This is a genomic window from Cloacibacillus sp., from assembly GCA_036655895.1.
GTDB lineage: Bacteria > Synergistota > Synergistia > Synergistales > Synergistaceae > JAVVPF01.
The window spans coordinates 18640-40817 of sequence record JAVVPF010000008.1; the positions used below are offsets into that span (position 1 = coordinate 18640).

Annotated in this window: 19 protein-coding genes and 1 riboswitch; of the genes, 4 read left to right on the plus strand and 15 right to left on the minus strand. The window is 56.0% G+C overall.

Going from position 1 to position 22178, the window contains the following annotated elements; all coding sequences use genetic code 11:
* Positions 1–5 precede the first annotated feature (5 nt).
* From eutC to RRY12_04015, 6 genes are read right to left on the minus strand one after another with little or no spacing between them, the layout of a single operon-like run.
* Entirely contained in the window at positions 6–926 is a 921-nt protein-coding gene (eutC, locus tag RRY12_03990) for an ethanolamine ammonia-lyase subunit EutC (protein MEG2183816.1), read from the minus strand.
* A gap of 12 nt (positions 927–938) precedes the next feature.
* The gene (locus tag RRY12_03995; protein MEG2183817.1) at positions 939–2312 is read right to left on the minus strand and encodes an ethanolamine ammonia-lyase subunit EutB; all 1374 of its coding nucleotides are present in this window, start codon (positions 2310–2312) and stop codon (positions 939–941) included.
* A gap of 51 nt (positions 2313–2363) precedes the next feature.
* Positions 2364–3800, minus strand: a complete 1437-nt coding sequence (gene eutA / locus RRY12_04000) for an ethanolamine ammonia-lyase reactivating factor EutA (protein MEG2183818.1) — start codon at positions 3798–3800, stop codon at positions 2364–2366.
* Position 3801: 1 nt separating this feature from the next.
* Positions 3802–4278, minus strand: a complete 477-nt coding sequence (gene eutP, locus RRY12_04005; protein MEG2183819.1) for a EutP/PduV family microcompartment system protein — start codon at positions 4276–4278, stop codon at positions 3802–3804.
* Positions 4279–4280: 2 nt separating this feature from the next.
* Positions 4281–4631 carry a BMC domain-containing protein gene (locus RRY12_04010; protein MEG2183820.1) on the minus strand — a complete coding sequence of 117 codons (351 nt, stop codon included), beginning with the start codon at positions 4629–4631 and terminating at the stop codon, positions 4281–4283.
* Between the two features lie 11 nt (positions 4632–4642).
* Positions 4643–5779, minus strand: coding sequence for a 1-propanol dehydrogenase PduQ (locus RRY12_04015; GenBank protein ID MEG2183821.1), 1137 nt, complete (start codon positions 5777–5779; stop codon positions 4643–4645).
* 281 nt (positions 5780–6060) lie between these two features.
* Between RRY12_04015 and RRY12_04020 the strand changes: the two genes are divergently transcribed.
* Genes RRY12_04020 through RRY12_04030 form a run of 3 tightly spaced genes read left to right on the plus strand, consistent with a single transcriptional unit; the run spans position 6061 to position 8850 of the window.
* A complete protein-coding gene (locus RRY12_04020) occupies positions 6061–7515 on the plus strand; it encodes a hypothetical protein (protein MEG2183822.1) in 1455 nt (484 codons plus the stop codon).
* Positions 7515–8330 (plus strand): AAA family ATPase, encoded by an 816-nt coding sequence (locus RRY12_04025; GenBank protein MEG2183823.1) that lies wholly within the window; start codon positions 7515–7517, stop codon positions 8328–8330. The genes RRY12_04020 and RRY12_04025 overlap by 1 nt, the downstream gene beginning before the upstream one ends.
* A gap of 25 nt (positions 8331–8355) precedes the next feature.
* On the plus strand, positions 8356–8850 hold the full coding sequence (locus RRY12_04030) for a hypothetical protein (GenBank protein ID MEG2183824.1): 495 nt from the start codon (positions 8356–8358) through the stop codon (positions 8848–8850).
* A gap of 150 nt (positions 8851–9000) precedes the next feature.
* Here RRY12_04030 and RRY12_04035 read toward each other — a convergent pair whose 3' ends face one another.
* From RRY12_04035 to rny, 9 genes are all read right to left on the minus strand, one after another.
* Positions 9001–10575, minus strand: coding sequence for a sensor domain-containing diguanylate cyclase (locus tag RRY12_04035; GenBank protein ID MEG2183825.1), 1575 nt, complete (start codon positions 10573–10575; stop codon positions 9001–9003).
* Between the two features lie 344 nt (positions 10576–10919).
* On the minus strand, positions 10920–12080 hold the full coding sequence (grdD, locus tag RRY12_04040) for a glycine/sarcosine/betaine reductase complex component C subunit alpha (protein ID MEG2183826.1): 1161 nt from the start codon (positions 12078–12080) through the stop codon (positions 10920–10922).
* A gap of 3 nt (positions 12081–12083) precedes the next feature.
* Positions 12084–13622 carry a glycine/sarcosine/betaine reductase complex component C subunit beta gene (gene grdC, locus RRY12_04045; protein ID MEG2183827.1) on the minus strand — a complete coding sequence of 513 codons (1539 nt, stop codon included), beginning with the start codon at positions 13620–13622 and terminating at the stop codon, positions 12084–12086.
* A 212-nt stretch (positions 13623–13834) separates the two neighbouring features.
* On the minus strand, positions 13835–15136 hold the full coding sequence (grdB, locus tag RRY12_04050) for a glycine reductase complex selenoprotein B (GenBank protein MEG2183828.1): 1302 nt from the start codon (positions 15134–15136) through the stop codon (positions 13835–13837).
* Positions 15137–15148: 12 nt separating this feature from the next.
* Positions 15149–16444, minus strand: a complete 1296-nt coding sequence (locus RRY12_04055) for a glycine/sarcosine/betaine reductase component B subunit (GenBank protein ID MEG2183829.1) — start codon at positions 16442–16444, stop codon at positions 15149–15151.
* Positions 16445–16496: 52 nt separating this feature from the next.
* Positions 16497–16931, minus strand: a complete 435-nt coding sequence (locus RRY12_04060; GenBank protein ID MEG2183830.1) for a GrdX family protein — start codon at positions 16929–16931, stop codon at positions 16497–16499.
* A 68-nt stretch (positions 16932–16999) separates the two neighbouring features.
* Positions 17000–17092, minus strand: a riboswitch (glycine riboswitch).
* A gap of 171 nt (positions 17093–17263) precedes the next feature.
* The gene (locus tag RRY12_04065) at positions 17264–18607 is read right to left on the minus strand and encodes a sodium-dependent transporter (GenBank protein MEG2183831.1); all 1344 of its coding nucleotides are present in this window, start codon (positions 18605–18607) and stop codon (positions 17264–17266) included.
* Positions 18608–18869: 262 nt separating this feature from the next.
* Positions 18870–19649, minus strand: coding sequence for a TIGR00282 family metallophosphoesterase (locus RRY12_04070; protein ID MEG2183832.1), 780 nt, complete (start codon positions 19647–19649; stop codon positions 18870–18872).
* Between the two features lie 9 nt (positions 19650–19658).
* A complete protein-coding gene (rny, locus tag RRY12_04075) occupies positions 19659–21200 on the minus strand; it encodes a ribonuclease Y (GenBank protein MEG2183833.1) in 1542 nt (513 codons plus the stop codon).
* Positions 21201–21503: 303 nt separating this feature from the next.
* Here rny and RRY12_04080 point away from each other — a divergent pair, with 303 nt between their 5' ends.
* Positions 21504–22142, plus strand: a complete 639-nt coding sequence (locus RRY12_04080; protein MEG2183834.1) for a M48 family metallopeptidase — start codon at positions 21504–21506, stop codon at positions 22140–22142.
* Positions 22143–22178 lie beyond the last annotated feature (36 nt).

The window sequence follows — 22178 nt, forward strand, 5'->3', positions numbered from 1 at the left end:
TCCTGTTATAGTTTTAAATCTGTGCCGCTGGCTTTTTTCTCCAGCATTATCTTTATCACTTCGGCGATGTGCGCTCCCGCCTCCACAGGCGGCGTTCCGTCTTTGTGGATGTTGGATATGACCGTGCGCCGCGCCTCCGGCATCCCCACCGTTCCTTTGTAGGTGATGTAGGCCGACATCGAGCCCGCCGTTATGAGGCCTGGCCGTTCGCCGATGAGGTCGCAGGTGACTGTGGCGCCAGTAAGTTCCGTCACTTCGTCTTCGAGCGCGACGCGCCCGTATTCAACGAAGAACGGAGTGCCTACATCGATGCCGTAGCTTTGCAGTCCCTGTAAAAGCGCGGGAAGCAGGTCTGCGATGTTTTCCGTGACGGCGGCGGAGCTTAATCCGTCAGATACAAAAACTTCGACGGTGGGGTTCTTTTTACATTTTTCCTTCACCATCTGCGCGCCCTCCGGGCTGAGCTGGCGGCCCAGGTCAGGGCGCGTCAGGTATTCATCCTTTGAATTGCACTTTGAGCGCACGACGAAGAGCTTCATTTTTTCCACAAACTCAAGGTCGACCGCGGAAAATACGGCGTCCTGAGCGGCGGAATGAGCTGCGCGAAATTCTAGCATCGGCAGCGTCTTGTAGCGCGCGCCAGCCCGTCCTATGCCAAGGCGCGCCGGGGCAAACTGCTTTAATTCGTAAAATTCCTCTTTATGCTTCGGGTTCTCCACAAGGTACTGTTTTTTTATGTCAAATGTCGTCACGTCCGGCACGAATCCGTCGTCCACCTTTGTGATCGTTTCGGTGGTCATGCCGTCGGAATTTTTCGTGATCTCCTTAAGCACCGCTTCGCCTGGCGCGCCGGAGGCGGCCTGCCCAAGGTTCATCTCCTGTAGCACCTGTTCGATTATCGTTTTGAGCTGATTTTGATCCATCATTTCAGAAGCCTCCTACTTATCCAGGAATACCGACGCGTCGCCGGCAAGCGGGGTGAGGAATCCCTTATCGTTAAGGAAGCCCATCTTCTGCATCCATTCCTCGAAGGGCTTTATGGGGCGGAGGCCGAAGATCTCGCGCAGCGTCTGCGCTTCGTGATAGCCGGTGCACTGGTACATGAGCATACAGTCGTCGCCCTGCGGCACGCCCATGATGTAATTGCATCCCGCGGCGACAAGCAGCGTGGCCAGGTTTTCAATGTCGTTCTGGTCCGCCTTCATGTGGTTCGTGTAGCAGGCGTCGCAGCCCATCGGTATTCCGGTGAGCTTGCCCATGAAGTGGTCTTCGAGTCCCGCGCGCGTCACCTGCTTTGAGTCGTAAAGATACTCGGGGCCGATGAAGCCGACGACGGTGTTCACGAGGAACGGATGATACCTCTTGGCAAAGCCGTAGCAGCGGGCCTCCATCGTGAGCTGGTCCCAGCCGTTGTGCGCGTTTGAGGAAAGAGCAGAGCCCTGTCCCGTCTCGAAGTACATGACGTTCGGGCCGGTCGAGGTGCCGTGATGCAGCATCATTTCGTATCCCTCGTCGAGCATCGCGGCTGTCAGTCCGAAGGCCTCGTTGCCTTTCTGGGAGCCGGCCACAGATTGGAACATGAGGTCGATGGGCGCGTTGAATTTGCGCACGGCCTCCGTCTGCGTCGTAACGTGCGCGAGGACGCATATCTGCGTCGGCACCTGCCACTTGTTTTTAAATTCGTCGAACATCTTGAGGATGCGCGCCACTGATTCAACGCTGTCGTCGACGGGGTTCAGTCCGAGCACCGCGTCTCCGCAGCCGAGGCTGAATCCCTCCATCAGGGAGGCCGCTATGCCCTTCGGGTCGTCGACCGTGTTGTTGGGCTGCAAGCGCGACGAGAATGTGCCGGGAAGCCCTATCGTCGTGTTGCAGTGCGCCGTAACAGGTATCTTCTTCGCGCAGTAGATGAGGTCCAGATTGCTCATCAGCTTGCAGACCGCGGCTATCATCTCCGCCGTCAGCCCGCGCGACGCGCGGCGGATCATCTCCGTCGTCGTCTCCTCTTCAAGCAGCCATTCGCGGAACTCGCCCACAGTCTGGTTCTTGTGTTCGTTGTAGATCTGCTCGTTAACGTCGTCCTGAATGATGCGCGTCACTTCGTCCTGTTCGTAGGGGACGGCGGGGCTGTTGCGCAGCTCCGCAAGCGTCACTTGAGCAAGCACCGCTTTTGCGGCGACGCGTTCCTCCGCGCTCTCAGCCGCGACGCCCGCAAGTTTGTCGCCCGATTTTTCTTCGTTCGCCTTGGCCATCAGTTCCCTTACAGACTTAAATTCGTAAGTGTGGCCGAAAAGTTGTGTCTTGAGCTTCATGCAGTTATCACCTCTCCATATTTTGATTGCCGTAAATATTCCAAGCTCGCTTTACGAGTTGAAAATGAGCGTCTTGATGACTACCGGCAGCACATGGCCGCCATATACCGGTTCTCCTATGTCGATGTAGTCTCCGTTTCCCGCGTGTATCCCGTCTATGCAAATGACGGGCTTTTTATGCTCGAGCTTTACGTTGAGCGAATGGCCCAGCGCTTTGCCTACGTCGCACTCGACGACCACTATTAGCGGATAGGGCCCTTCGATGATCGGGGCGGCGCCGCTTATGAGAGCGTCGGCCAGCTGCTGTATCGAATCGAAGGAGCGAAATTTTTCACCGGTGAGCGAGATTGCTATGCGCTCCTGATGGCCGTTCGGCGCGTATATGGGCATCTGAAAGGCAAGAGATTTTTCGACGCCCGCCGCCGTCGCCTCGTCCGGCTCCGCCACGCGCAGCACCGGTATGTTTTTTATCGGGAGCTGCCCCGCGGCGTAAGAGATGGTGCTGCCGCTTATCTCCGTAGTACAGGTGCCCGCTCCCACCACCGTCGCGCGAATAGTCTCATAGGGGGTGTAAAAATTGATCCCAGCAAAGGCTGGATGATTTTTTATCTGATAGCCCAGAATGACGCCGATGTCGCCGTATCTGAACGGATCGGCCTGCGATACGTTGTAGATGAAGTCCGCAACGCCTCCGGAGAAGGTGAGGCCCGATAGCTTCGGCAGCCCTGCGGGAAGTCCGCGCCCCGCGTTCGTATAGAGCGCTTTGCAGGCGTCGGAGGCGGGAAGAAGCCCCACGCCTTCGGCAAGCAGCCCAGCCATTATTTTGCAGAGCTTCGTAAGCGTCGCAACGTCGGCGCTCGCTCCGGCGCTCACCTCAAGGCCGAAATCGTGCGCCAGCTTTTCTATTTTTGGATAGACGTAGCTTATGCGGCCGTTGTCCACCTTTACGAGCCTGCCCCCGATGTCGAGGCAGGTGACGCCGCGCAGGTTTCCCTTTTCATAGACCGCTATGTTGCTCGTGCCGCCGCCCACGTCGATGTTTGCCACTACGGCGCGCCGCTCTTCCGATATTTTGTCCGTTCCCGCGCCGCGCGCCGAAAGCACCGATTCAAGGTCGGGGCCGGCAGTCGCCACGACAAACTCTCCGCACATATCCGAGAGCGCCGAGAGCAGTTGATTTGCGTTCTTTTTGCGCGCCGTTTCTCCCGTGATTATTATTGCGCCCGTGTTTACCAGCGCTGGCGCCATGTTCGCGCTGCGGTATTCGTCGGTCACTATCTTTTTTACGCCCTCCGCGTCTATCTCGGTCGGAGAAAGAAGCGGCGTGAAGTAAATGGGGCTTCTGTAGAAGACCTCTTTGCCGACGATGGCGATACGCGGCGCAGTGTAGCTGCTGGCGCGGTTTTCTATTATTATTTTGCTGAAGATGAGCTGCGTAGTGGATGTGCCGACGTCGATGCCGACGCTTGTTATGATCTCTCCTCCCATTTCAGCTCACCTTTCTTTCGGAAAACGTATCTATGTAATCGACAAATTCCTGAACGCCAGTCCCTTTGTAAGCGCTGGTGACAAATATCTTTGTAACTCCGGCGCGTTCGAGGCGCCTTTTCGCCTCTTCTATCTGCTCCGGCGCGGCCGCGTCCGCCTTTGTCACGACACCTATGACTGGCTTTGCGAACATCGAGGCGAACGACGGAGGAAAGTAGCTGACTTGAGCCGTCGCGCTTTGCAGCAGGACGATGACGTTCGCCTCAGAGGCGGCGACCGCGAGGCTGCCGCGCAGACGCCCGCGTTCAAGATATTCGCCCGGCGTATCTATGACCATGCCGCCCGCCACCTCTATGGTCTGCGTCTTGCGGTAGCGCAGCTCGTCGCGAAGGATGGCCTGCGTAAGCGTCGTCTTGCCCGCGGCGGAGGCTCCTATGAAGATGAGGCGCGGCGCACGTTTTGATCTTGCTTCGATCATTGTTATGTCCTCGTCATCTGGGCCGGCGTAAAACCCATGACGTCGCACAGCACCGACATGACGTCGCGCATCGCGGCCTCTACCGCCGCCACCTCGCCTGTTATCAGCAGCGAGCCGTTGAAGCGGTCGACGTATCCTATCTGGACGTTTGCCGCCTTTGAGGCTATGTCCGCCGCTATCATCGCGCCCTCGCTCGGCGTTATCGTGAATATGCCGATGGAGCCTCCGTTGTCAAAGAGGCCGAGCTTGCCGTAGAGCTCGGGCACTGGGCGCGCGATGACATGCGCAAGCGTGACCTGTTTCCCAGGTACGAACTCCTGTATTATTCGCTCTTTGCCGTCAAGTTCTCTCATTTTTATTGCGGCTACGGCAGCTTGCCGTTGTAGGCGTTCTCAAAGACGCGCTCGACGTCCTCTTTGGTGCAGGGCTGCGGCGTCGTCGCAAGGCAGCCGTCGGCCATAGCGTCGCGCACCATCTCCGGCAGCAGCTTATAAAAGGCGCTTTCCGTGACGCCGGCCGCGCGTATCGTTTGCGGTATGTCCATCTTTTTTTCCCACGAGCGTATCGTTCGGATGACGTTGAGCGCGCTCTGGCGCACGCTTGAGGTCGATATGTCGCAGAGATAGGCTATCTTCGCGTAGCGTTTGGCCGTCGCCGTAAGCGACGTCGAGCAGCCGGCGTTGAAGCTCATCACGTACGGCAGCAGGATGGCGTTAGCGCGTCCGTGAGCTATGTGGAACTTTGCCCCAAGCGTATGAGCCATCGCGTGATTGAGGCCCAGCCCCGCGTTTGAGAAGGCTATGCCCGCCATGCAGGAGGCGTTGTGCACGCGCTGGCGCGCCGCGTAATCGTCTGGATGCTGGTAGACGGTCAGCAGATGATGATAGATGAGCTTGATGGCCTTCTCCGCCATCGCGTCCGTGAAGTCGGTGCGTTCTGTGGAGACGAAGGCCTCTATCGCATGAGTCAGCACGTCGAGGCCGGCGTCGGCGGTCACCTTCGGCGGCACGCTCATGACCAGCTCCGCGTTGAGTACGGCGGAGGTGGGCAGAAGGCTCTCCTCCACCATCGGGTATTTCACATTTTTTTTGTGGTCCGTTATTACGGCAAAACGGCTCACCTCAGAGCCCGTGCCGCTCGTAGTCGGTATGGCGGTAAAGGGAGACGGCGGTATTTTTCCCTGCCTGTGCGCGAAATAGACTATCGCCTTCGCCGCGTCTATCGGAGAGCCGCCGCCAAGCACCACTACGTGGTCGGGCTGGAACTCTATGATGCGCGCCATGCCCGCCGCCACCGTCTCTATATCAGGGTCGCTCTGAACGTCGGAGAATACGGTGTACTGTATATTTTCATCGTCCAGAAAATTAGTCACATAGCCTATTTTTCCGCTTGATACCATGAACGGGTCTGTCACGACAAAAACTTTCTGCGCGCCGCAGAGCGCGGAGGCGAGCGCGTCTTTGCCCATATATATAGTTGTGATCGAAGAAAATTTTTCCATAACCGCCCTCCTCAGAGACTTCGTTTATTTCTTTTTGTCCGTGGTTTATGCTTTATCCATGCAATTAAAAGTATAAAAACTGCGCGAAAGCGCGCCACAGCCTATCTACACAGCGGAAGCTCGGCAAAACTTACGCGCTATGCTAGGTATTTTCCGCGCGGCGCGCTTTCGTTATAAATTTTTTCAGTTGAATTTTTGGCGGCTGGTGGGTACAATCCATTATTGAACGGGCTTCATTGCACAATTTGACGCGGGGCGCGCCCCGTCTGCGGGGAATTATTATGATAGAGATAAAAAATTTTGGGCCGGAGCTTTTATACGGCAGCGACACGCTGATGCTTGGCGGAAGCGAAAGAAAGACGGCGAGCTTCCGCAGGACTATTGAGATGTGGCCTGACGCCTATCCCGATACGGCGCTTGTCGTCTTCGACTATTCCGGCAAGCTCTATGAAAGCTGCGCGGCAAACGCGGTGCTCGCGGACCTTTCAAGCGAAAACTCCGTAATGCCGGATATAATAGAGCCGTTCGTCACAAGCGAACGCTTCGGCGCGACCAGCGCGGGCATCGCGCGCGTAATACGCCACTCCGTCTATGAAGAGATACGCTCGCGCGACGCTAACGACAAATTTTTCGACGACTTGGGCAAACTTTCTACGGAAAGAATGTTCACCTACATGCTGGAGACGGAAAAAAACGTTCTGAAAAACATGGCGGCAGCAAGGACAGACGAAGGCGGCGCGCTGCTTTCCACGATAGCCTCGCACAACCTGTGGCCTATCTTCTGCCGTCAGCACCAGTATATAGAAACTCTGATGACGAAGACGATAGGCGGCGAGACGGACGCTCTGCCTGTAAAGTACAGGCTGCGTGAGATGGAGGCGGCTCACGGCGCTTTGACGCGGGAGTTCGCGCTCTCAAAATACATCATGGAGCGAGAGCTGCGCTTTCAGAAGAGGGGCGACCGTGAGGAGCTTGTCCCCTTTGCCGACCTGCTTTTGACAAACGGAGACAACACGAACACGCAGCGCTGCATCAAGATGCAGGCAGACGCGAATACATCGAACTTCCGCGCGCTGATGGAGACTGTGACGGAAAACACCGCGCTCTTTGCGGCTCTGCCCGCCTTCAAGCTCGGAGATTATATAAACGCGCCGGCGGGACGCGTGCTCTTTGTCTGTTCAAGCGGCAACGCGGCGGCGGACCGCGGCTTTGCGCCGATGCTGACGGCGGCGCTCGGCGCAGCCGCGCAGAACGCGGGGCGGGGCGCGGCAGTACTGATACCGGAGCTTGACAGATGGGGAATGCTGAACTTCCTTGATAAATTCCGCCAAAGCTGGGAGGAGCTGAGCTTTGTCTTCGGCTACGACAATTTCTCGCGCCTCTCGCTTGAAAGCAGATGCGAAGAAAGCCAGCTGATAGAGACGCTATACTCGGCGAGCGCCCAGCGCATGTGGCACGCGGCGGAAGAGGAGCGCCTAACGCGCGCCTTCGACTCCTACGTCTCCGCAGCCGACGTAATCTACAGGCCGGAGGACTTGAACGACGAGATACGCGCGATAGAACGCGACGGCAGCATAAGCTACGTTTCGTTTGCGGAAGGCCCCTTGCGCACACTAAGAAGCCGCGCGAAGCTGCGCAGGAGCCGCAAAAGCTCGCCGCTTTGGATAACTCAGGGCGCGGAACATTTTGAAAAATTGACGCTAGAATCGCTTTTGGAAGAGGGGGAGACTCTGTGATGGCCGCGCATCAAAAACTGCCTCCGCTTTGCGCAAAATTCGGGCGGGCGCTGAACGGAGAGACGAAGGGGCTCGAACAGATCCTACAGGACGACGCGGCGCTTGACCGCATCGCAGTGGCGCTTGCATCGGAGGAACAGAACAACGTAGCGCTCACCGGCCCGGCCGGCTGCGGAAAGACGACGACGGTACGGATGCTCGCTTCGCTCATCGAAGAGGGACGCTACGCGAGGCTTGCTGGCCGCCGCGTCTGCGAACTGAACATAGACCTCATCAATCAGGAGCGCGACAAGCGCGACCTGCGCTTCAAACACATTCTCGACGAGGCCGAATATTACGGAATAATAATCTATGTGGACGAGGCGCACCGGCTCAGTGAAAATTCCGGCCCGACCAACCTGCTCAATACCTTAAAGCCGTACATCACAAGCGGTGGAATAAGTATGCTAATCTCCACCACGTCAGAAGAATTTCAGCGCTACATCGCCTGCGACCGCGCCATTGAGCGCCGCTTTCAGGCAATAGAGCTCAAAGAGCCGAACCGCGAGCGGCTGCTTGGAATAATCGAGCGCGTGGCGCGCGTGCGCTATCCGCGCACAGTGGTGACGCGCGGCGCCGTTGAAGAGACGGCGCGGCTTGCCGCGCTCTGCGCGCCGGAAAGATCGGAGCCGGCGCGGTCGCTGGAGCTGCTGCACTACGAAATATCGGCGGCGCAGATAGACCTGCCGCCGGGAGAACACGCCGCGCGCATAGAGGCGGAGGACGCAAAGGCGGCCGCGGCGCTCAAAACGGACGGCGCGGCGGGAGGCGAATAATAGATGCTGAAAGCTACAATGGAAATTGCCAAAGAATACGGCGCCGCAGAAAAAAGAGGCTGCGGAGCTTGCCAAAAAAACGCTGGAACAGATACACCGCGAATATCTGGAGGCGGTATTTACCGCGGCGTGCAGGCGGCGCCTCGACCTCTGGGACTTCGCTCAGAAGTTCATGGAATCGCGCTTTTCACTTGCGCTCGACCGCCCGAAAGAGCTGATGCAGCTCGACAAAGATGAAATATTTCGGGATTTTATGATAAGCTGCGCGAAAAAAGGTGTAAGCGTCGAATATGTCATAAAGGAAAAGGCGGGCATGGAGGCCTTCCGCACTCTGCCGCCCGCGGGCCGCTGGCTTGCCGAGCTTTACTCAAAATGGCACGCCAAGACCGGCGAGGCCTCCTGCGAGATAGCAGAACGCGCTCCCGCCGCAATGCTGAAAAAAATAAGCAAAAAGGCGATGCTGCACCAAACGGACCAGATAATAGCGCTGCTTTTGGAACGTTCGGCGGAAAAAGAATAGCCGCGCCGACTGCGGCGGCAAAAGTTCGCGTCTATGTATAGCGGCGGAGGCGGATATAAATGACGCCTTTTTGCGCCGCCGAAATAGCATAAAAAAGAAAGGAGGGGATTTCCCCCTCCTTTTTATTTCCATTTTTATTTCCATTAGCCTCTATTCTTTTTGCTTTGCGTCATTTTTTAAATTTTTGATTTTTCTTTTAAGCTCGCGCTTTTCCTCGTACATTCTGAGGTCTGCCAAGTGCATCGCCGCCTCTATTTCTTCGCCCGGCGAAATCTCTGCGATGCCGTGGCTTGCGCTCAGAGAATACCCCAGCTCTTTGCCGGCGTTTAATCTGTCGAGTTCCCACGCGACGCGGCCCCAGGCCTTTTCCGCCGCGGCGGCGTCCGCTCCGTCAAGCACTATAAGAAATTCGTCGCCCCCGAGCCGCACGAGAAAATCGTTTTTACGCACGACGGAACCTATCGCCTTCACGACCGAAAGTATCAGAACGTCCCCCGCCTCATGTCCGAAGGTGTCGTTGACCTCCTTCAGTCCGTTGACGTCTATGAAGCATATCGTAACGGTGCGCCCAAGTTCGGCGCTCTTTTGGCAAAGCGCCGAGAGCCGCTCGAGCCCCGCCCTGCGGTTCAGCATCCCCGTCATTTCGTCGTATTCCGAATAGCGTTTGACAAGTTCACTTTTGGTGCGTTCGTTTGAGATGAGGATGGCTAGCACAAAAGCCAGCGCAAGAATTATGAAGAAGACGGGGATATTCTGTTTTATGAGCCACAGCACGACCTTGCCGTCGCTCCATGAAAAAGGCTCCGAACGCTGGCCGCTTGACGGGAGATACGAGACTACGGTCCATGCCCCGTCGCGCGCGGCCGCCACCTTTTTATAGGTGAAGATGCCCTCCGGTGCAATGATGTTCCCCTCTCGGCCGCGTACTATCTGGCTCCATACTGCGGGAAAGAGCGCCGCAAAAGAGACCGCCGCCCGCTCTGGGTACATGAAGGCCCATTCGGTGCTGCGGTCTGATTCGTTGTAGAGCCAGTAGCCCTCAGCGTTCAGCAGAAATATATTTCCGTGCCCCGCAGCTCCTACGCCGCGCACCCTTTTCAGCATGTCTTCGGCAAGATAATTAAGACAGACTATGCCGCGCAGTTTCCCGTTTTTCTCAAAATACGGACAGGCAAGCCGTATCATCGGCTTGATTGGAGATTCGATGTATTTGTGTTCGATGTTCAGGTCAAGCTTTGAAAGATATATCTGGCCCTCGGCAAGGCCTATGGAATCTTTAAAATAATAGCGGTCAGCTTTGTTTTGAAGCTTAGGGGCCTTTATCTGCCGCGCCCCGTTCGGATGGTCGTTTACTCGTATCACTTCGTTTCCGGCGGCGTCTATGAAACGTATCTGATCGTAGATCTCCTCTCTGTCGATGAAGGCCTTCCACTGGCGCGCTATCCTGTCATACTTTTCGGGCGCAAGCCCTTCAAGCGCCACCGTGTCGTGGATGTAGGCAAGGTCGGCGGCGAGACGCCCTATCCTTGTGTCGATGATAAAGCGTTCCGCCTCCGTCATCAGCTCCTCGGCCTTCATCACCTCGCCGCGCTGCGTGCGCAGCTCGCTGAAGCCGCTCCAGAGCATAACGGCCAGATACATGAGAGAAAAAATGGCAAAGAGTACGGCGGTACAGACGGCGACATATTTAGTATCGGCCTTTGACAGTCGTTTTTCTATAATCATCTGCGTCATTCCCAGTCAAATATTTTTGGTCTGATAATACTACGCACTGATGTAATTTATATAGTAGCAGTTTATATAATAGGCGATGTCGTAAAAAAAGCAACTCCAACGCAGCGTAAACGAAGGATTTTTTTACCTAAGATGTCAGCAGGCATAAAACGGCGGCGGCACGCTTCCGCGCACAAAGCTGTTCAAAGAGTTAAAACTGCCGGCTTTCATCACCTGCCGACGGGACGCTGAAGTAAAAGGCCGCCATGTTTTTGCGCGCGCCAGTTAAAGGCATAGCCGGCCCCTGCGGACCGGCTATGCGCATTTTATTTGAAATTCGTCGTCTTCGGCGGGCCTTACAGGTAGTTTTCCTTCTGGAGGACTTCCTTGACCTTTTCTTCGTTGTGCTTTGCGAACTTGATGACGGGGCCGGTGCAGCCCATTGAGGACTCGGCGTAGATGCCGTTCTTCCAGAGAGCTTTGACCGCGTTTTCTATCTCAAGCACGTCGACGCCGTGGATCTCTTCGTCGGTCGGCTCGGTGGCGGGCGCTTTGACCTCTTCCTCGGCTGCGGCCTGTTTTGGCAGCATCGCTTCGATCAGTTCGTCAAGGCCTGCCGCCTTCGCCGCCGCAAGTTCCTTCGCTACTAAGCCGGGAAGGTGGTTCTTCGCGGCGTGTGCGTTGAGGGAGAGCGCGTTTGCGATGACCGGCGCGCCGGAGGCGCGTGAGATGATGGAGATGACCTTTTTCCAGCCTTCGCCGGCGGAGGGGCCGTAGCCCCAGCCCATCGCCTCGTAGTTGCCGCCGGTGGTCCAGGCTCCGAAGAGCTTCATTAGGACGTTTCCGGTGAGCGTGTCGGTGACGCAGACGTCGCCCGCGCCCGCGAGGATGTCGTTGCCGCGGAAGATGGCGCCGCCGTCTTTTCTGATGCTGTCGGCGAAGTTGATCTCATATCCGTTGTCTTTGAGCTTCTGAAGCGCGCGGAGAACGGTCTGGGCTCCGTCAAGGTTCAGCACGCCGACCGTTGGGTTCGGCACGCCGTCGGCCTTCGCCACCGCTATGCCGTAGAGCGCGTTGCGGAGCATGGCCTCTGTCCTCACGGAGGAGGATGTGCCCGTAGAGGAGGCTACGAAGCACGGTTTCCCCTTGCCCGGAGTGAAGACTTTTCCTATAGTGGTTACACCGACGGGGAAGGGGTAGTGGAGGGCTACCGCGCCTTCTATCGTTCCGTCGTTTAAGGCTTTTTCCATTGCCGCCGAGATCTCGTGCTCGTCGGCTGCCGTTTCGATCCAGCTCAGGTCTTCGTAGCCTTCAAGCTTGGGACCGATGCAGAAGACCTTTATCGCCGGGTCGTTCTGCATTGCGAGGCGCGCGCCGCGGCAAAGTTCCGCCTGGCCGAGCTCGCTGCCGTAGGCCATGAGGCCGACTTTGGTTTTTTTGCCGCCGCCCTCTTTGGCCTCTTCTATTATTTCGCCAAGTATCTGCCCGATAAGGGCCTTAACGTCGTTGTCTGCCATAATTTAGTCCTTCTTTGAAAGGTTCGCCGCAAGTTCTCCGAGGCTCTCGAGGATCATTGCGCGGATCTCGTCCTTGCTCACTGAGGTCTCTTCCTTCTTGGGCTGCGGCTTCTCTATGAGGAACGAAGCGCCGTCGGCCAGGTTCGTGAGGCGGCCGAGGAAGAGGCTTCCCTTGCCTATGATCATCGCGCGGTTCATCTTGCCGGCGTTGATGGCGTCTACGGCATGTCCTACGAAGGGAACGCCTGAGGGGATATGGCCCTGCGTGTGGACGAAGCCGGGCATTCCGTGATCTTTGATGAAGCTGGCCATGTCGGCCTTCTCAATGGCTTTCTTCATTACGCCGAGCGCCGCTATCATCTTGAAGTTCGCCGTGGGCACGTCGCCCGCGCCGGCGGGAAGGGTTATCTCCGCGTTGTGGAGCTCGGGGGCGTATTTGTCTACGTCGGCGAGCGTCAGTCCGACCTTCTGGAGCGGCTCGTAGGTGAGGACGGAGGTGACGGTCTGCGGCGACGCGCCTGCGCCTACCGTATGCTTTCCGATGGCGTCGAGGCGAAGCACTGGGTTCTTGCCGTCGTCGGGAACGAGGAGCACCGCAAATGAGCCGATGCAGTTTTCAAGAGCGGGAAGTTCTTTCTTTACGTGGTCGCGCGCATTCATGTAGAGCTTCGGGATGGCGCCGCCCGCAACTACCGCGACGTTCTTGCGCGTGCCGGCCGCCACCATTGAAGCGCCTGCAAGCAGAGCGTTTACGGGGCCTGCGCAGAAGCCGCGCACGTCGCAGCCGGAGGCGTTGACGCAGCCGGCCACTTCGGCTATAGCCTTCGCGAAGTTGCCGCCGCCGCGCTGGTTCATGTCGCCGGCCGCCTCTTCGGAGCATTCGACTACGAAGTCGATGTCTTCGGGCTTCATGCCGCTGTTCTTTATGAGGTAAAGCAGTGAGAGCACCGCAGAGGCTTTGCAGGTGAGGTTTACAAGAAGTTCGTATGCTGTGAGGTTCGGGTCCACTTCATGGCCGCGTCTTGCGCAGCCGATGACCTTGCCGCCGACGTAGAGCGGAAGAGCGCCGCCGCTTGCTATCTCTTTTTCGATCTCTTCCATCGGGTGTCCCTTTTCAACGGCGTCGATCATTTTGGGGGTGATGATGGGGTCTTTTGCGAGCTTTTCCTTTGCGGTAGCCGCGAAATCCTCTGAAAGCCAGATGAGGTCGAATACGTCGCAGAGGTCGATCAGCGCTATCGTCTCGTCTTCGGGCATGATCTCCCCGTACTTGCCAAAACGCACGGGGGCGCTTTCAAGGTTGATGTGCCAGGGCTGGGGCTTTTTGTCAAGCTCCTCTATCTCCATGGCTCCGATGTAGGTGAGGTTCGGCGCGTAGCTTGCCGCCTTTTCGTAGTCCTGCTGAAAAGAGGGAAGATTCTTGAGAAACTCTGAATCGGGATGGGCGGCTCTTTCCTCGTAAGGGGTGTTGCCGTACCAGAGGCCGAGTTCCGGTGTGTGGTTCAAAGAATAGGCGCTTGATTTTATTGCTGCATTGGGCATGTTGCTATTCCTCCTGTGTTTAGTCTTATTATATGAAGATAGCCGCAACGGCTTTGTATTCTATGTAATTATAGTTTTCACAATGGTTTGGGTCATTGTTCAAGGGAATAAGAGTAACGTGGATTTTATATTTTTATATGTGAATACATACAACTCCTGTAAAACCCAAAAAAGGGGGAGCGGGAAGGTCCCGTTCCCCCATCTGTTAGAGTTTAAAATACTGTCTGTTCTGAAATGGGCGTCTCGAGGGCCTTTATGGCTTTGTCGAGAAGCGCGCGGCGGATATGCTTTTCCTCTTCCGGCGTCTTGCTGATGTCGCCGAGGGGGTAAGGGATGGCTACCGCGGGGACGATGCGGTTTGCGCCGACCGTCTTTGAGATAGGTACGATCGTGCAGATGTGGACCACGGGAATGCCGTATGATTCGATTGCTTTTACTATCGTTGCACCGCAACGAGTACAGGTTCCTCAGGTGGAGGTGAGGATCACGGCGTCAACTCCGTCGTCTTTCAGCTGCTTGCCGATGGCCAGTCCGTATTTCTTTGAGTTGGCTATTGACGTTCCGTTGCCGACTGTGGTGAAGAAGTAGTCATAGAGCTTCTTGAAGACGCCTTCTTTTACCATTTCGCGGAGTTCGTCTACGGGAAGAACACGGTTCGGGTCTTCGTTGGCATAGGTGGGGTCGTATCCGCCGTGGGCCGTCGCGTAATGCTCGGCGTCAGCCGTTTGCACGCCCGCTATGTCGTATGCGCCGTATTTGCTTGCGCTTGAGGACTCAATGTGGTCGGGGTTGCCCTTCGGTACGATGCCGCCTGATGTAACAAGGGCGATCGTCGCGTTTTTCATATCCGTTATTGCTGCGCCGGGCTCTACACGGTCAAAGCTGGGCATCGGATATTCTGTTGTGAAGGCTTCGCCTTTGAGCTTCTTGACGAGCATGTCGACTGCGCGGTCTGCGCCGGGCTTCTCCTGGAAGAAGTTCACGCGGACGCCGCGGGGCATGTAGCCGCTCTGCTCAGGTGAGCTGACCGTTCCGTCGAGCACTTCCTTGACGAGCTTCGCCATCGCGGGGACGGCCGTCTTGATGCCGCGCGCGTTGTCGTCCGTCGGGACCATGTAGACGAATTTCTTGTACATGTCAGCGCCGGGGTTTTCAACGTACATTCCGGAGATGGCAGGGATGCCAAGCTCTTTCTGTACCGCGTCAGCCACCGCGCCCGCCGCTGTGCCGTAACGTCCGGCGTTGAATGCGGGGCCTGTGATTACTGCGTCAGGCTCGAAGGCTGCGATGAGCTTTACGATCTCAGCCGCAGCAGCGTCCATGTTCTCCGCGAAGTAGCCGTCGCCGCAGATGACCGTTCCTACGATCTCCGCGTCGTCGCCAAGGGCCGCCTTCAGCGCAAGGCCGGGACCTACTACGCCGGGGCGTGACTCAGGCTGATAGTCAGCCTTCTCTTCTCCGCCGATGCCGGCGAAGAACTGGTTTATGTAATGTACGATCTTTTTCTTAGCCATTGTATTTTCCTCCTACCAGGTCTGGGCTCCGAGCGGGCTGAAGCCGAGCTCGTTTGTTGCGCCGGTGATTGCCTGGAGCTCAACCTCTATTGAACCGTCGGGACGAAGCGATCCGTCAAATCCGCCGGCGATGACGTCGGTGTAGTCGGTGAATCCGATGATTGTGTCAAGAGGCGGCAGCACTACGATCATGTTTGCGTTGCCCGCCGTTACGACCGCGTCGGCCTCTTTCGTGGCGTCGGCAAGCGACTGGCTTCCGCCGTCGCGGCCCGCGTACTCGTCGGTGATGAGCGCGGTTCTGATGCCAGCCTGCTCCGCCTTGCGGCAGTTCATGATGAGGTCGGCGTCGGGGTTGCCGAAGCCTTCTTCGCTGATTACGACGCCGTCGACGCCGAGCATTGAAGCGAGCTTCACAGCGTAGTTTGAGCTTCTTTCTTTGTCCATGAGCGTTACGTTTTCATTGGTGATGATGACTCCGATGAAGTTGATGTCTTTGCCGTGACGCGCATAGAGGTTTTTGATGACGGGGTTGTTCTGATGAACGTAGGTGGGGTTCTTGTCGCAGGCTGATACGCAGTTGCCTGAAACGATGGCGCCGTCCATTGTCTCGTTCGGGTGGATGATCGTGGGAAGGATGCGTTTTGCGTCCACGCCGTAGACGTATGTGTCATGGAGAAGACCCTGTGTCTGCAGCATGTAGATGTAGGCGACCTTCGGGAGTTCGGGATAGAGCTTCATGCTTTCGTCGAACGGAAGCAGCTCGTATATCTCTGTTGAGTCTACCGCGGCTCCGGCCTTCCATGCGGCCTCGGCGAGGTAGAGCGCGGCGCGGAAGCCGGCCAGACGGCAGGCTTTCTCATATTCGTGCTTCTCAAGTCCTTCGATGGGCTCGAATACGAGGACTGCGTTCATCAGTGATGAGAACGGGGTGTACTTCGCGCCCTCGCCCGTCATGTCGATGATGCCTTCCTGGAAGTTTACGATGCGTCCTGTTGTGACGACGGCCGCACCGTCAAGCACGAATGTTTTGCCTGAGCCTACTGTTTCGACTCCGCTCAGCATTCCGGGGAACTCCTGTCCGGGGCCCTCCGTCTTATAGCGGGGCTGTATTACGTCCTTAACGGGGCAGATGCGGACAGATTCTCCGGGACGGGCAAGTTCAGCCGTCATGGAGATGAAATGCTCGGCATCGGCGGCAGCCGCCAGGAACTCTTCTTTGTTGATCTGAAGCGTGCCGCAGGCGAGGAATGCTGTCTTGTCTCCCCACGCGATGTTCTTTACCTTTGACCTCTGCAGTTCAAGTTTCATGGTGATCCTCCTTGATCTTTGTGTGATGGATAGAGCGCGCAGTTGATGTCTATCAGATTATCGCCGCCGCGGTTTCCACCGCGGGAGGCGTTAATACCGAATATTGATGGAACGTCTCCTCCAGAAGGACGAAATCCAGATATCTGAAGTCGTCGTCGGTCTTCTCAGGGAGGTCGCCGGGCATAGTGAGCCTGGAGGCGCCTTTGTATATCTCTATCGCATTTTCGATAAGATTCAAAGACTCCATATTGAGCGGCATAGTTACAATATTATCTTTTTTCAAAATTAAGGAACGGTAGGGTTGCTGATTCGGCTTAAAATTCCCGTAAAGAGGGTCGGCCAGCAGCTCCCAGCCCAAATGGATAAGGTCGCGGCCCGCCTTTAAAACGTCGAGCGCGCCTCCGTCAAGATAGTCAAGCGACTTGACATGGCCTTTTAAGTTGGGATTGTTTGAGATACATACATAAGAAAACGAGGGCATTCCCATAGGACACCGCCTTTCCGGCTAATATCCTCTGCTTTCGTCCTCGCCATGATTTGACGTGTCCAGAGTGCTGTCCGGCGACAATCCTTATGCCTGAGAGTTTCGATCCGTGATCTTGCCCCTTCGGCGCCCATAGTTGGACGGGTCTCTCTTGCCGCTTTCATTCAGCTTGGCATAAGTATAACAATCAAAAATTAATTGTCAATGTGGATTTGTGAAGTTAGTTAATGTAATTACTATCATTTCCTAAAGCAATTTATTCTTTACAACAAAAAGCGGAGGCCCCTTTCTGAAAAAGAGCCTCCGCTTTTATTCTTTGATACAAGTTTTTTAGACTACCATTTGAGCCCGTTGATGAAGATAAATCCGATGCAGACGGGGGCCACTATGCGGCATATCCACAGCCACACCGAATACTGCGGGAACGGATGCGTGCCGTTGTTGGTGACCTCTTCCTTGGCTCCCTTTGTCCAGACCCAGCCGACGAAGAGCGCTATCAAAAGTCCGCCTATCGGCATTATGACGTTGTTGGTGACGAAGTCAGCTGCGTCGAGGAAGTCCTTGCCAGCTATCTGCGGGATATGTCCGCCTACGGAGAGCGCGGAGGGGATGCCAAGAAGCATTATCGCGCCGCCCATGAGGAGGGCGGACTTTGTGCGCGACCAGTGCAGCTCGTCGATAGAGTAGGTGACGACCACTTCAAGCAGCGAGATGGCCGAGGTGAGCGCGGCGATGAAGAGCAGCGCGAAGAAGGCGAATGAGAAGACGCTGCCAAGCGGCATTTTCGCAAAGACGCTGGGAAGCGTTACGAAGGTGAGGCCGGGGCCCGCGCCCGCGTCCACTCCGAACGCGAATACCGCCGGGAAGATGACAAGCCCCGCCATGATGGCGACGGCGGTGTCAAGGAATACGATGGTGGCCGTCATGTGCGGCATGTATTCTTTATTGTTCAGGTAGCTTCCGTAGGTGATCATGACGCCCATGCCGAGCGAAAGCGAGAAGAAGCCCTGGCCGACCGCGGCAAGTATCGCCTCGCCGGTAAGCTTTGAGAAGTCGGGCAGCAGGTAGAATTCAAGCCCCGCCATAGCGCCGGGCAGCGTCACCGAGCGGCCAATGAGCAGCACGAGTATACCAAAGAGCGCCGGCATGAGCACCTTGCAGCTCTTTTCTATCCCGCCGCTGATGCCTCTGTAAACGATGCCTATGACTACTATCATGACGATGATGTGGTACATTATCGCCTGCACGGGGTCGGAGACGAAAGCTCCAAAGACGTCTCCTGCCTTGCCAGCCGCAGCCGCCTCCATAAGGCCGCCGAAGGATTTGAACATGTAGGCCAAAGTCCAGCCGGCGATGACAGCATAGTATGAAAGAATGACGAAGGCGCAGAAGAAGCCCATCCAGCCGACGATCGGCCACCAGCCGCCGCCAAGTTTCTTAAGCGAGCCCACCGCGTCGAGCTTCGCCTTGCGGCCTATCGCAAATTCCGCGAGCATGACGGACATGCCGAGCACGATTACCACCGCAAGGTAGACGAGGACGAAGGCCGCCCCGCCGTATTTTCCCGTTATATACGGGAATCTCCAGATATTCCCAAGTCCGACGGCAGAGCCGGCCGCGGCCATGATGAAGCCAAATTTACTGCCCCACTGGTCTCTGTTTTCCGTATTTCCAGCCATTGATTACCACTCCCTCTAAAATATGCCGCGGAATAAATGTCATAAAAACACGATTCAATATGCGGCTCTCCTTATATATCACAAAAGAGTTTACAAAACAAATGTCTGATAAATTAATTATATGTATTACTATTATTTGTTTGCCTATTTTTAGATTAGCCTTTACATTTTATTGCCTTGCTATTAACAGCGTATCTTATGATAGCCTTGCGAATAAACAAAAAACCGCGCATACCTTACGATATGCGCGGTTTTTTAATTTTTAGCGTTCGACCGCCGTGTTTATTCTTCTGATGTCAAGCGCGCGTCCAGTTTCGCTGTCTATGTCGACGACGACTCCCTGGAACTTCACGCCCTCTTCGGATATTTCAAACTTACACGGCGTACCAGTAAGGAACTTCGGAAGCACGGACTGCGCCGTCATGCCGATTATCCCTGCGTGCCCCCCGGTCATTCCGGCGTCCGTCAAGAACGCGGTGCCGCCCGGGAGTATCTCTTCGTCAGCCGTCTGGACGTGCGTGTGCGTGCCCACTACGGCTGAAACTTTGCCGTCAAGGTAGACTGCGAGCGCGCGTTTTTCGGAGGTAGCCTCGGCGTGTATGTCTACAAATATCGAAGGTACGCGACATTCGCGCGCAAGTCTCTCCGCGGTCTGGAACGGGCAGTCAAGCGGAGGCATGAAGGTGCGCCCCTGAAGGCACATGACGCCCAGCTTTTCGCCGTTTTTTTCGTAGACGGCAAAGCCGCGTCCGCGCGTGCCGTCAGGATGGTTGGCGGGGCGCAGCACGGCGGTCTCGCTGTCCAAGAGCGGGATGAAATCCTTTTTATCCCAGACATGGTTGCCGTTTGTCAGTATGTCTATCCCGGAGGAGAAGAGCTCGTTCATCACTTTTTCAGTGAGGCCGAAGCCCCCCGCGCTGTTTTCGCCGTTTGCTATGACGAAGTCAAAGCCGCCAAATTCTTCGCGCAGCTTTGGAATGGCGCGCGCCGCGGCCTCACGGCCGGGACGTCCCATGATGTCGCCGATAAAAAGTATGCGCATCTATACCGCCTACTTCGCGTAGTCTACTGCGCGGGTCTCCCTGATGAGGGTCACCTTTATCTGCCCGGGGTATCTAAGTTCTTCTTCTATTTTTCTCGCTATGTCATACGCCAGCTTCTGCATCTCGCCGTCGTCAGTCACCGTTGGAGCTACCGCGACGCGCACTTCACGGCCCGCCTGGATGGCGAAGGCTTTGCTTACGCCGGAGAAGGTACGCGCCACCTCTTCAAGCTTTTCGAGGCGCTTGACGTAGGCGTCGAGGCTCTCTCTGCGCGCGCCGGGGCGCGAGGCGCTTACGGCGTCAGCCGCGGCTACAAGCACCGCGTAGATGGTGAGAGGCTCTTCGTCCTCATGGTGCGAGGCGATGGCGTTTACGATGTCGGGCGTTTCGCCGTAACGCTTGGCGAGGTCCGCGCCTATTTTCGCGTGCGATCCTTCGACCTGGTGGTCTACAGCCTTGCCTATATCATGCAAAAGGCCGGCTCTTCTGGCCTTTATTTCATCAAGTCCTAGTTCCGCCGCCATGACTCCCGCGAGGTGCGCCACTTCAAGGCTGTGGCTCAGAGCGTTCTGTCCGTAGCTGGTGCGGTAGCGCAGCTGGCCTATGATCTTCGCAAGCTCGCCGTTCATGTTTTTGATGCCGGTCTCAAGCAGTGCCTCTTCGGCCGTCTCCAGGATCTGTATCTGTACATCCTTCTCAGCGCGTTCTATGATTTCTTCTATGCGTGCGGGATGGATGCGGCCGTCAACGACGAGCCTCTCCAGCGAAAGGCGGGCCACTTCGCGGCGCACAGGGTCAAAGCTTGAAAGCGTCACCGCTTCCGGCGTATCGTCAACAATAAGGTCCACTCCGGTGAGAGTTTCAAATGTTCTGATGTTGCGTCCTTCGCGGCCGATTATGCGCCCCTTCATCTCGTCAGAGGGAAGGTTGACGACGCTCACGACCACGTCGGAGGTGAAATCTACGCTGCAGCGCTGTATCGCCGTAGCTACGACTTCCTGAGCTTTGCGGTCAGCTTCGCGCTTAGCGCGCTCCTCGAGCTCCTTCAGACGAAGGCCTATCAGATGGTTCGCGTCGCTTTCGACCTCGGCCAAAAGCTGATCGCGGGCCTCTTCCCGGGTAAGCTGAGCTATCTGCTCCAGTTTTTCGATAAGTTCCTGTTCCTGCGCGGAGAGCCTGTTTAACTTCTCCTGCACCTGATCGTTGCGGTTCTTCAGCTCATCTTCCTTGCGGCCGATGTTCTCGATTTTTTTGTCGAGGTTTTCTTCTTTTTGTTCAAGCCTGCGCTCGGAACGCTGGAGCTCGCTTCTGCGGTCTTTTGTATCGCGGTCCAATTCCTGCCGCAGCCTGTGTATCTCTTCTTTGCCCTCCGCCAGAATGTCGCGCTTCGCAGCTTCAGCCTTTTTCACGGCCTCCTGCATGATGCGCTCTGATTCTGACAAGGCTCCTCTGAACTTCTTTTCTTCACTTTTTTTGTGATATGTAAAACCGGCAAGGGCGCCGACTGCGAGCCCTGTGATTATACACAGCACGGTTGTTAAAAAATCCATATTCTTTCACCTCATTATCGATTGTCATGGTTCGTACAGTTAAAAATTTTGTAGACGTAAAATAATATTAAAATGAAATTAATGATGCATTTTATGTCAACAACAGGTATTGTACCTAAAAGAAGCGGCTTTCACAAGAGGCTTTGAAGTCATTATTTATTTTTGTTTAAGGAAATGGTCTGGACCATCCAAAGCAGGCGGCGCCTTTTCATATTTACGCAGGATATCCTTGATGTTCGACATGAAAATACCATATAATTGTCCTATGATAGTCCTGAAAAAGACAAAAGGGGGCGCTCCTTTATGGATGTTTTAAAAAAATTCGCCGCGGCACTGCTTCTTTTCCTCTTATTTGCGCCCGTCGGGGCGCACGCCGCCATTGGACGCGCCGACGCAAAGAGGATATGGGAAAAAGTGGCGGCGCCTACGGAGCTTACAGAGCTTCCCTTCATTATAAAAGAAGAAAATACGCCAAACGCGTGGGTGACGAACGGAGAATCAGTCACGGTGACTACGGGGCTGCTTGCCCTGCTTGAAACGGAGGCCGAACTCTACGCCGTCTTCGGCCATGAGGCCGGCCACGTAAAGCTCAACCATCTGCAAAAAAGCGCGTCAAAGAGCGCGGGGCTGTCGGTAGCCGCGGGGCTGCTCAGCCAGATTTTCGGAAACGGCATCGGAAACGTCGCGGTCAACGTCGGCGCAAACCTTATAAACTCAGGCTGGAGCCGCGAGCAGGAGATAGAGGCCGACGATTATTCTGTGGCGCTCGCCGCTGCGAACAAAGAAGACCCTGTCGGGATGTACAGCGCGATAAGCCGGCTCGCGCAGGTGAACAACACTCAGCCAAGCGGCTTTAATTCGCACCCACCGGACGACCGCAGGCTAGAACATATAAAAAAGACCATTTTAAAAATAAAGCCAGATGCAGAATTTCCCAACTAAACGACGGGGCGCCCCTTTTTTCTTAGAGGGCGCCCC